This is a genomic window from Scytonema sp. UIC 10036, from assembly GCF_009725235.1.
Genome location: NZ_WJFC01000318.1, coordinates 1 through 10,603 on the forward strand (window position 1 = coordinate 1; position 10,603 = coordinate 10,603).

9 protein-coding genes and 2 pseudogenes are annotated in these 10,603 nt (G+C 39.3%); 3 read left to right on the top strand and 8 right to left on the bottom strand.

The features are described from left to right. Positions 1 to 86 (top strand): annotated as a pseudogene (locus F7734_RS64910) (cation-efflux pump); the annotation flags it as partial. A gap of 103 nt (positions 87 to 189) precedes the next feature. Here the strand turns inward: F7734_RS64910 and F7734_RS58495 are convergent. The 5 genes from F7734_RS58495 to F7734_RS58515 all read right to left on the bottom strand — a co-directional run bounded on the left by F7734_RS58495 (position 190) and on the right by F7734_RS58515 (position 4,868). Further along, positions 190 to 426, bottom strand: a complete 237-nt coding sequence (locus tag F7734_RS58495) for a DUF4327 family protein (protein ID WP_017749881.1) — start codon at positions 424 to 426, stop codon at positions 190 to 192. An 899-nt stretch (positions 427 to 1,325) separates the two neighbouring features. After that, positions 1,326 to 1,736, bottom strand: a complete 411-nt coding sequence (gene rbfA / locus F7734_RS58500) for a 30S ribosome-binding factor RbfA (RefSeq protein ID WP_155753333.1) — start codon at positions 1,734 to 1,736, stop codon at positions 1,326 to 1,328. Positions 1,737 to 1,792: 56 nt separating this feature from the next. Further along, the gene (locus F7734_RS58505; RefSeq protein WP_155753334.1) at positions 1,793 to 1,999 is read right to left on the bottom strand and encodes a DUF751 family protein; all 207 of its coding nucleotides are present in this window, start codon (positions 1,997 to 1,999) and stop codon (positions 1,793 to 1,795) included. A gap of 608 nt (positions 2,000 to 2,607) precedes the next feature. Further along, on the bottom strand, positions 2,608 to 3,828 hold the full coding sequence (locus tag F7734_RS58510) for a HetZ-related protein (protein WP_155753336.1): 1,221 nt from the start codon (positions 3,826 to 3,828) through the stop codon (positions 2,608 to 2,610). A gap of 377 nt (positions 3,829 to 4,205) precedes the next feature. Then, positions 4,206 to 4,868 carry an L-threonylcarbamoyladenylate synthase gene (locus tag F7734_RS58515; protein WP_155753338.1) on the bottom strand — a complete coding sequence of 221 codons (663 nt, stop codon included), beginning with the start codon at positions 4,866 to 4,868 and terminating at the stop codon, positions 4,206 to 4,208. Positions 4,869 to 5,262: 394 nt separating this feature from the next. On the opposite strand from F7734_RS58515, the gene larC reads away from it, so the two are divergent. Further along, positions 5,263 to 6,516, top strand: a complete 1,254-nt coding sequence (gene larC, locus F7734_RS58520) for a nickel pincer cofactor biosynthesis protein LarC (RefSeq protein ID WP_155753340.1) — start codon at positions 5,263 to 5,265, stop codon at positions 6,514 to 6,516. Between the two features lie 70 nt (positions 6,517 to 6,586). Here the strand turns inward: larC and F7734_RS58525 are convergent, their stop codons facing one another. Together F7734_RS58525 and F7734_RS58530 are read right to left on the bottom strand one after the other, a co-directional pair. After that, complete coding sequence (locus tag F7734_RS58525; protein ID WP_155753342.1) at positions 6,587 to 7,159, bottom strand: hypothetical protein; 573 nt, start codon at positions 7,157 to 7,159, stop codon at positions 6,587 to 6,589. 92 nt (positions 7,160 to 7,251) lie between these two features. After that, on the bottom strand, positions 7,252 to 7,791 hold the full coding sequence (locus F7734_RS58530) for a DUF6658 family protein (RefSeq protein ID WP_166482808.1): 540 nt from the start codon (positions 7,789 to 7,791) through the stop codon (positions 7,252 to 7,254). 421 nt (positions 7,792 to 8,212) lie between these two features. On the opposite strand from F7734_RS58530, the gene F7734_RS58535 reads away from it, so the two are divergent. After that, positions 8,213 to 9,133: a lysylphosphatidylglycerol synthase domain-containing protein gene (locus F7734_RS58535; RefSeq protein WP_155753344.1), complete on the top strand. Its 921-nt coding sequence runs from the start codon at positions 8,213 to 8,215 to the stop codon at positions 9,131 to 9,133. 1 nt (position 9,134) lies between these two features. On the opposite strand, the pseudogene F7734_RS58540 reads toward F7734_RS58535, so the two are convergent. Next, positions 9,135 to 10,454 (bottom strand): annotated as a pseudogene (locus F7734_RS58540) (hypothetical protein). Positions 10,455 to 10,603 lie beyond the last annotated feature (149 nt).

Here is a 10,603-nt window from a genome sequence, read left to right on the forward strand (position 1 = left end):
GAGTCGGTAGCCCGATTCTGATTGCTGACGCCAAACACACCATGAGTGATATTTGTGTGACAATTTCTGTTATTGGTGGGTTGATGGTGTAGTAAAGAACAAGCTTCAAAGTAAAAATGAAGCCTCTTTCCATCAAAATTACGCTTATCCGAAATCAGTTCCTAATCCATAGATCAAATCGAAAACTGATTAGTCGTTTTCCCATTGTTCGCGACCAATCAGATCTGCAATGCGATCGCGTAATAAAAAATCACACTTTTCCAATTCGCATTCAATGCAGACCCACTCTCTAGCTGGAATGTATTGGCACAGGGTGTAGATTGGCTGCTGTCTGCTAACCAACCCCCTTTGAACTAACCGCCGTGCTTCCTCTTGTATCACGTCTAAAGAATAGTAACTGATAGAAGGCACCGTATTCACACTCATGATTTTTTGCTCACAGATTAACACGTAAGTAGTATTCCCAAAATTTTTTAGGAACAAACATCACCAGAAAAAAAGACTAGTCGCTACAGTTTTGTAGTTTTATATACGGAACTATTTTCATTTTGACGCTACATATCCTCAAATTATATGAAGAAATGTTACAAATGTCAAATTTCTCTGACATTTTTTGAGTCTGTCTTACACATAGAGTAAATATGGTAGTGCATTTGTTTAATAGAGGTTAGGTAAAGCATAAATTACTTGAAGACAGCTTCTACGTTACACACTCAACAAAGTACATGAGGTACTATCTCTAGTCTTTTGTCTCTGTTTGACAGAAAATATCCTTGAAACAATTGTTGGGATAGAGAGTATAAAGTGTTGCAAAACACAAAGGTTACCCTACAACACAAAGATCCACTAATCATGGGTTATTAATCTTTTCTTAAGGAAAACTGTTCGGACTTTGGTAGCTTGGGTAACTCACCAAAGAAATAGACACAAAACTTACATTTACTGCCATATGAGACATTTGCCTCCAAATAAGCAATGGCTTGAGTTTAGCAGTCAGGAATTTAAGTTTCATATTCCATTTGAAATAGGTTTAATTACCCTGAGACTGTGTTGATAATTTGCCTTTCGTTGTGTTGCCTTATCTGACTTTTATGAGTGTCTGGTGATTCTCAAGCTTCTGACCTCTGCCTGTTTTCAAGTCAATGAGCGATCTCATCATGATTTTGTGAGCGCTGGATCTCTTAAAGGTTAATCATTAATATATCTTATGTCTTTCACTCCTTAACTTTAAATTTTATATATATCAACATGAAAACAGACGCTCGGCGATCGCGTCTGTAAAGTGTTTGGCTAATATACCAAAAGCTGATTGTTCTTAACGTTACTTAATCTTCTAGATAAGATTCTTCATCTTTATGGTATTGGTCTTCCTGATGAGGCTTCCGTTCTTCTTGTAATCGGTTTAAGAGTGACAGGACTTTAGTACCGCGTTCTATAGAACGATCTTCAATAAAGACCACCTCTGGTGTGCGGCGCAGGCGAACTCTTGCACCTAGTTCGCGCTTGACGTAACCTGTCGCCGACTTTAACCCAGCCATTGTTTCTGCTTTAGCTTCCTCCGAACCATATATGCTGACGTAGATTTTGGCGTGCTGCAAATCGCCTGAAACATCAACGTCTGTGACACTTACCATTCCTGTACCCACACGGTCATCCTTAATACCGTTAAGCAGCATTTGGCTAACTTCCCGTTTTATTAATTCAGCAACTCGGGAAACACGGCGATCTGTAGCCATAACAATCGATCTCCTCACAAGAGGTTGTAATGATGAAAATATCTCTAAACTTCATACTAAACTGGGTTTAAGCCGAGCATTGCACGCAAAGTCAGAGTGATGAAAACGAGACTACCGCCAAGCAATCCCAAAAGAGCGACTAAGGTCACTGGGCGTTTAAACAACGGTATCAAAGGCGAAAATGCATTTAACACTACGCCTAAGAGAATAGTCACTAAGTACCGGGGATATCTAAAGACGTTTTCCCAAAATCCTTTAAACATTTGATTTGAGACGGTTTTGATATAATATGTACGTCGGTTTCTCTTTCTAATTTTATCTTAATACACTGAGAAGTACACCAGTGACTCAACGGGAGAGCCAGTCGCTAGGGTGCGGGAGACCCGTTCCAGCGCTGGACTCACCAGTGAGCAGTGAGTAGTGACTGGTGACTAGTTAATTTTTGTTTCCCTTGCTAGATTTTTTAATTAAGATTGGTTTTATAATTCTAATCTAATTTTTAGTTTTGAGAAAACTTGTTTTTTATCTGCTTAATTATTTTTAGAATTAATTGGACGATTCTTGAAGTTGTTTGCTTCCCTTGAGACCCCCGCTTCCTAATTTAAACTTTTCTGAATTCAAAGAGATTCTACCATTTTGAGAAGAGATTGTGAAATATATTGATTGAACTTAATCCTCAACAAAGCCGTCTCAATCCAAAATCTAAAATCCACGCATCCAAAATAGTATAATTTGCGGGGGAACATAGAGAAGAAATTTGAGTTAAACCTAAAAAGATGAAAGGTATAATAAACATTTAAAAACACAGGGTAAAGTCAGAAATATATTGGTTAATATTGCGTTCATAGAGTAGATGCAAATAACCATGACTTTAACCGGGCTGAATTTCACTGTTTCCGTTACGAATATCCCACGCAAGTTCTAACAGTTGAGTCCAACGCTTTTGTAGTTGTTTGGGTGTACATTTAACAGCTTTAGCGATCGCTTGGTCGCTTTGCTTTTCTGCTTTTAGGTCTAGTATTTGGCGTTGCTGTTCGGTCAGTTGGCTTAAAAATATATCCCACTGTTGAGAGGATAAACCCAACTTTTGCTCCAACCCAGCGCCCAGCCATTGGTGTACTAATTGCCAGTGGTGTTGTTTGGCAAACTTCTCCACATGATATTTAAAACGCTGTTGTAAATAATCCCTTTGGCGACTGGTAAGACCGAGAATTTGATCGATTTCTGGAGCAGAAAAATCTTGTAACTTTAATGTTAAGTAATCCACACAATCAGATTGCCCTTGCGATTCTAAGTATTTTACTAGTTCCGAAATGACGCGATCGCGTTCGGATTCTTCAGCCGGATCGAAGTTTGGTTGTGCAATCATTTGAGAACGCACTTGTTGAACTGCTGAATTGCGTTGGTAAGATTCGGAATCTTCAGTCTTCCCAGACTCAACCGCCCTTTCAATATCGACTGTTGTTTCTTGGGGCAAACGGCGAGCGAAACCTTGAGCACGCAATATGACAAGCTGTTGATTAGCACCGCCTGGTAAGTTAATGCGACGCTTGGCATACTGTTCGGTAAATGCCATGTATTCTGCCAGTTCCAATTGAGTGCGAGGTGTGTAATTTTCAGCTAATTCATTTTCCCGGCGGAAAGCCTTAATAGCTTCCAAATAAAATGCTTGTAAGAAGTCTTCAATTAGGTTGTAACGGGCATCAAATCCTAAATCAGAGTTAGGTGTAGCAACGTGACGATAAACCATCGCACCCAGTTGACTGTGTAATTCTACCCGACCTTTTTTTGAACCTAGTTGGTAGTAATGTAAGCATTTTTGTAACCGATGTCTCGCTAAAGTGACTAACCAAGACGTAATTTGCCCGGATGTTTTAATGCGAGAACTTTTATCACAAATACGTTCTACCTCTCGGGCTATACGCTTTGCTACGGCTTCCATGGACTCAAGTGATGTTTTTACCTCAGCTTGCATATCCTGACACAACATTTGCACTAGGGCATCTGTACTAATAGTTTGTGATTGTTCCGTAGAAGCTTCGCGATTGAAATCGGGTGTTGGAGTAGGTAGATTGGCGAGGTTTGCTTTCATGATGTTTCTGGGAGTGGTATAGCACCGTAAGGACAAAGCATAAACAGCACTGACGTGTCAAGCTTCTACTGACGAATAACTTACATATTCTTCATATGTCAAGAACCGCCATCAGCAACTGCTTACATATATGACTGTAGAGAATCCGGAAAAGTTACAGGGCTTGCATTGTGTCGCTTTTCTCACAAGCCACCAGATCGTGAGTGGTATACGATTACCTGCCACCACATGAAAATGGCTATAACCCTTACTCTACAAGGCTTTTTACCCGATTGAGTTATTTGCACTTTCAGCTTAACAAGTATGACAATCGTGAAACTGGAGCGCTGAACCAACGGACATCCGAAATCGTCAGATGAAGTAGTGATGTATAAATCTTATACTAGCATTGCTGCTTTTTCCCACCCCAAACCTTGCCTTGTCAGAACTGGTTGCTCTCCTGTCAAGTCCAAAATGGTAGAGACTTCATACGTGGGTTCCTCGCCAGTATCCACAATCACATCTACCAATTTATCTAAGCGATCGAACATCTCCACACGAGATAGGAAAGGGTCTGTTTTTACCTCAAGCAACTCATCATCTACATCATCATCTGGAGGCACGTGGGCAGAAGTGGAAATAATTGGGTTTTCTAACGCCGTTAATAGTGCCAAGCAGACGGTGTGATTTGGGACTCTAATTCCAGTCGTTTTCCGTTTCGGATTTTGTACCAGCCTCGGTACTAACTTAGTCGCAGGTAGCAAAAACGTATACGGGCCGGGAATCAGACGCTTCATAATTCGGTAAGCTGTGTCCTTTACGAAAGCATACGTCGTAACATTTGAGAGAGAGGGACACAAAAATGTTAGTGGTTTATCATTTGCTAACTGTTTGATTTGCCGCACTCGCTCTACTGCCGACTTAACATTTAAATCACATCCAATCGCATAAACCGTGTCAGTAGGATAAAGCATCACTGCGCCGCGTCGCAATTCTGCTTGTATCTCTTCTATTCGTCGAGATTGCGGATTATCAGGATGAACTTGGAAAATTTTTGCCATAAGAGATAAATAATGGTTAGTTGTTAGTGGTTAGTTGTTAGTGGTTAGTGGTTAGTTGTTAGTGGTTAGTTGTTAGTGGTTAGTTCAGACCCCCCACCTCGTTCCCAGCTTCAGGCTGGGAATGCCTTACTAGAGGCTCCGCCTCCTGAATGGCGAAAGAGACTCGTTGACTGCATTCCTAGCTAAAAGCTGGGAACGAGAGACCAAAAAGTGGCGAATGAGGGGTATTACCCTCTATTGACCAGCTGTACCCTTAAAGAAGTCGGGGATCTAGCAGCCCTGAGAATTTCTCTCCCTCACAAGGAACTAGTAAACAAGGAAGGTTAGTGATACTTTGTGTACGGGCGCAAAGCCGTCTCACCCCTACTAACAACTAACCACTAACCACTAACAAATGACTAAAATTGCTTATTTTCAGTGCCCAACAGGCATTTCAGGTGATATGTGCCTGGGTAGCTTAGTCAGCTTGGGCGTCCCTTTAGAGTACTTAACTGAAAACCTAAACAAGTTGGGAATTGAGCACGAGTACCAGATCGAGGCGGAACTAGTTCTCCGTAATGGTCAACAGGCTACTAAAGTTCATGTGAACTTAATAAACCACCATCACCATGATTCCCAACACAGCCACCATCACGGACGCCACTTACCTGAAATCAGTGAGATGATTTTGAAAGCTGAGTTACCAGCACGTGCCAAAGCGTGGAGTTTGGCAGTATTTCAACAATTAGCGGTAGCAGAAGGATTAGTGCATGGCGTTCCTCCCGAAAAAGTCCATTTTCATGAAGTAGGTGCAATAGATGCAATTGTAGATATTGTTGGCACTTGTTTGGGACTAGATTGGCTATTAATCGAAAGCAATGAGAAAGAATTGCCCTTACTATACTGTTCGCCCCAACCTGTAGGCGGGGGAACAGTCAAAGCCGCACACGGTGAGATGGCAGTACCAGTACCAGCCGTCTTGAAATTGTGGGAAATGCGCGGTTGTCCGGTGTATAGTAACGGTATTGAACGGGAATTAGTGACGCCTACTGGAGCGGCGATTGTCACAACCCTTGCAGTCAACTTCGGGTCGCCACCTTCAATGACCATTAAACAAGTAGGATTGGGAGCAGGTTCTATCAATTTACCAATACCAAATATTTTACGCTTGTGGCTTGGTGAAGCAAACGTTGGCCACAGTCCAAGTGTAGAAACGATCGCAATTTTGGAAACTCAAATAGACGACTTAAACCCGCAAGCTATTGGCTACTTATTTGAGGCATTGTTTGCTGCTGGTGCAGTGGATGTTTTTACCCAACCCATTGGAATGAAAAAATCCCGTCCGGGAATTTTGCTAACTGTTATTTGCCATCCTGAAAATATACCTAACTGTGAAGTGATTGTGTTCCGTGAAACCACGACTCTAGGAATTCGCCGTTCTACTCAACAGCGTGCCATTCTCTCACGAGAAATTCAACAAGTAGAGATTGAATATGGTGTAGTCCGTGTTAAAATCGCATGGACGGGTCAGGAAAAAGACAAAGCTATTTCTAACGTGCAACCGGAATACGAAGACTGTGCAGAATTAGCAAGAAAGCATAATATTTCCTGGCGGGAAATTCATCGACTGGCATTAAACCAGTGGTATGCTCAGCACAAAAACCAGTAGAGACCCGTTGTAACAACGAGCCTCCACTCAATTATTTATTGGTCACTGCTCACTGATTACTGCTCACTGATTAGTCAACAGCATCTCTGACAGCATTTCCTGCTTCTGCAGCTTTATTCCGAGCACTTCTACCCGCTTCACTAGCAGCATTACCAGCATTGTCCTTGATGTTTTCAATGCCTCTTTGGGTTCCTTTAATGAAATCACTAGAGGTGTTTTGAGCTTTATCTGCTGTTCTTTGAGCACCTTCGCGCAGAGTGTCGCCGAAATCTTTAGCATTCTCATTCTTTTTACCAAGAATGCGGCGACTAACTTCTCCTATGTTGCTGGATTCGTCAATAACATTTCTCTCAGCATTTTCTTTGAGAAATTCAGACTTAGCTTTCACGTTAGCTGAGTCAATTCTGGGGTCTACATCACTGAAGTTATTCATTCCCCCTTCATAAGGAGAATGCTGATTCTCGCCTTTTGGCACGTATACATTGGAATTAGGTCTTGCAGACTGTTCTCCTACGCTTTGACGAGGTGCTGTTGCATCTGCAGGGTTGCAAGCCTGTGTTAAGAACAGGATTACACTGGCAACAAAAGCTGTTAAAACTTTTAGGGGACGCAAATTTTTCAACACAGCAACTACTCTTCTCATAGTGCTACTCCTTGGTATTTTGTACTTAATTTAAACTTCCATCAGAAACTGGTATGAAATGCAGTTGTTGATTGTTCACAACTCACTGTCAACTACTTACCTGCTGCTGGATTCCTTTGAGTTTCTGGTCTCTGAGATGCTTCATCCGCCTTATCTTTAATGAATCCTGAAGCATCTTGAAATGCTTTTCCTACAGTCTCAAGTCTGTCTTGAGCGCGTTCTACAACACTAGACTCACGCTGAATTAAACCACCTGGTTCAGGCTGTTGAAAGTCTTTGGCAGATTTGATAGGCAGTTCTGCTTCTTTATAAGCTCTGCCTTCTGGTGTTTCAGCACCAGGATAGAGTTTGACTTCTTTATTAACAGCTGTAGCAACAATTGATGGTGACTTTAGCTGTAGGTTAGATTGATCTAGTCCAGATTTGGACATCTTTGAATTCGTATATTTATCCCCACCACCTTTATAAGGGTTATTTGCACCACCAGCTTGTACGGCGGGGTTTTCTGGATTGGCACCTTGAGTACTTGCATTACTGCAAGCAGTGCTTACTATCAACAATAGACCAGCCAAAAATACAGTTAAAATCTGGCGCAGCCGCAGTTTGTTTAAAAAAGCTGTTAGACGGTTCACCAATTCCTCCTTGTCATCCCATGCAACCAACAATAAAGCATCAAAAAATTTCCTCACTAAAAGTTTTTAAACGATGGAACTTTTCGTCTTCGCTTTATTGCCGTTCGCTTAAGATTTGCGAATATTTGACCAACAGTTACTAAGATTACAGATTAAATGCCAAATTTTTCCTCTAGCAAAGGTCTCATATCTTTTAACGCTGCTTTGCTCTTCTTCTCTAACTTAAGAAGGATATAAGCTTCTGTAATTTTAGAGAATTTCTCTTACCTATAAAAAGGTTCGCTTCGATAGTGATATGGGTATTTGATTATTAATTTATGTAAACTCAGCTACTAACTCCTCGACTTCTTTCAGAAGTCAGGGAGCTAACCTTAGTTAAAGTATTTGTATAATTATCAAAAATATCAGTTAAATTACTAAAATGATAAAGCGAATTTTACGTTGGGTAATTTTGGGGGGAACATTATTTTTTTTAGCAAAAGCCCTTAAGGATAACTGGCAAGGTGTTGCGACTGTTCGGATTGATGCTTTGGGTTGGGCAATTCTCGCTATTGCATCAGGTATAACATTACTGGCACATACCTGGGCAGGTTGGATTTGGGTTTGGGTTCTTCAAGATTTAAATCAACCCATACGTTCTTCTGAATTTGTTCAAGTCTATTTAAAAACAAATATCTCTAAATACATACCGGGAAATGTTTGGCATTACTATAGAAGAATCCTGGCTGCAAAAAATGCTAATGTCTCTGTAGAAATTGCAACTCTCAGTGTTTTGTTAGAACCACTTCTCATGGCAGCGGCTGCTTTAATTATTTTTTTGCTAACCAGTCAGTCTATACTTAGTGAATCTATCCTGTACTTACAGATAATACAACTTTTTTGCTTGCTGGGAGTCCTTTGTGTACTTCATCCAAAGTTTTTAAACTTGGGAATTGCGATCGTGCAACGCTTGAAGGTCAAAAAGTTAGATTCTACTCCAAGCTCAACTCCTACTCTTCAACATTACCCGTTACGACTTTTGTTAGGAGAATTGGGTTTTGTGGTTTTGCGTGCTTTTGGTTTTGTTTTAACTCTTTTTGCTCTGAGTCCTTTAAACTTGAGCCATATGCCTTTATTGTTTGGGGCTTTTAGCTTTTCTTGGTTGTTAGGACTTATTATTCCTGGTGCGCCTGGTGGTTTGGGAGTGTTTGAAGCAACTGCGATCGCGCTCTTACAATCTCATTTTCCCACAGCTTTAGTCATTAGTGCTGTCGGTCTTTATCGCCTAATTAGTATTTTTGCTGAAATTGCTGGAGCTACTTTAGCATGGCTGGATGAACGTTTTTTCAGTCTTAAGCCTTAAGTTAAAGAGTTTTGGTCTTTAGCTGAGAAAAAACATGATAATCATCCAGATTCAATTGGTCTTCAGCAAGCGGCTCATTTTCTTTTATCTTAATTAAATTGTACTCAATATTTTCTGCATAAATTGCAAAAGTGATATTAAAAATTTCGATAAAATGAATTAACCACTTGCATTCATCTTCTGGATAATTATTATAGTAACGAATCAAGTAAGCTATGCGACTTTCCAAATGAATACGCGAATTTTTAGAAATTAGAATAATTTTCAGAAGTACAATAACCAATGTCAGTGGATGACCTTGAGACAATAATAAAACAAATAACGATGAAGGTTCTTTTCCATTTTCTGTTGTTAAATAATCAATGACTTTATTACAAGTTCTTAAGACAAAATCTTTGTTAATCATTTCTTCATGTTGCTCTGCTTTCCACAGATACAGCTATTCTAATAATTGAATTTTTAAAGTTTCAACAAATTTCTGTTGTTGAACTGAAAAAATCAAATATTTTTGCAAACTCTCTTTAAATTCTTTCAAAGTTTGATTTTGAGTTTGCTGAAGAAATATATTGGCAATATTTTCATAACTAAATATACCTCTCTTGACAACGATCGCTTTAATTAAGTGCAAAACGTTATCTCCTAGAATACTGGGATTTTTATACCGCTTGTTGCTAGAACTAGAAGATTGAGACCGAGCAATATACATTGCCAATTCAAACTTAAATTTATCTTTCAGTTGTCTGGACAACTTTATAGCAGCTTCTTGTTGCTCCTTTGGATTATTAACATCTAAAGATTGAGCAACTAATAGATAAGAAGAATAACGATGAATCCAATTTGTTTGAGATTGCTCGTCAATATTTTTAACCGCAAAAAGCTTAATATGTCGATATTCTTCACTATCAATAAAATTGGCTATCCATTGAATATAAATACTTTTTTTTATATGTATAGTTGACTGAAAATCTTTATAACTAGAAAATAAATTCACTAATTCTTGAATATACTTATGCTTTCTGTTGCTTTCCCAATTATTAATTAAAATATAGCAACAGCGCTTAAGTGTATGAAGAAACTCCTGTTCATCACTTTTTAAGAAGAGTTCATAAATTCCGATTGTAGAATCAGAATTTCCTGCATCAAAAATTCCTAAGAATAGACGCCTAAATTCTTGCAAAACATCTTCAGGTTCCCAGGTTTTGACAATTTCGATAAAATAGTTATATATTCTTTCTTGTGCAATATCTAAATCCAGTCGTTTGTTTTCAGAGTCAAAAGTATATTTATTGCTCTGACTACCCGTTAAGCTATTAGCGGTCATGGTATTTTTTAAGACTAAAGAATACCCAGTTCATATTCTTATCAGCTTAACTTGACCTACCAACAGTATCAATCATTTCTTGAAAAATTCAGTATTTCTTTAAACGAATTTTTAGAAAACCTTAAAATTACGAGGTTACTCATATTAAA

Coding starts and splice junctions, on each gene's coding strand:
- F7734_RS58495 (WP_017749881.1), bottom strand. CDS start 426: ATGAGTGTGAATACGGTGCCTTCTATCAGTTACTATTCTTTAGACGTG.
- rbfA (WP_155753333.1), bottom strand. CDS start 1,736: ATGGCTACAGATCGCCGTGTTTCCCGAGTTGCTGAATTAATAAAACGG.
- F7734_RS58505 (WP_155753334.1), bottom strand. CDS start 1,999: ATGTTTAAAGGATTTTGGGAAAACGTCTTTAGATATCCCCGGTACTTA.
- F7734_RS58510 (WP_155753336.1), bottom strand. CDS start 3,828: ATGAAAGCAAACCTCGCCAATCTACCTACTCCAACACCCGATTTCAAT.
- F7734_RS58515 (WP_155753338.1), bottom strand. CDS start 4,868: ATGGCAAAAATTTTCCAAGTTCATCCTGATAATCCGCAATCTCGACGA.
- larC (WP_155753340.1), top strand. CDS start 5,263: ATGACTAAAATTGCTTATTTTCAGTGCCCAACAGGCATTTCAGGTGAT.
- F7734_RS58525 (WP_155753342.1), bottom strand. CDS start 7,159: ATGAGAAGAGTAGTTGCTGTGTTGAAAAATTTGCGTCCCCTAAAAGTT.
- F7734_RS58535 (WP_155753344.1), top strand. CDS start 8,213: ATGATAAAGCGAATTTTACGTTGGGTAATTTTGGGGGGAACATTATTT.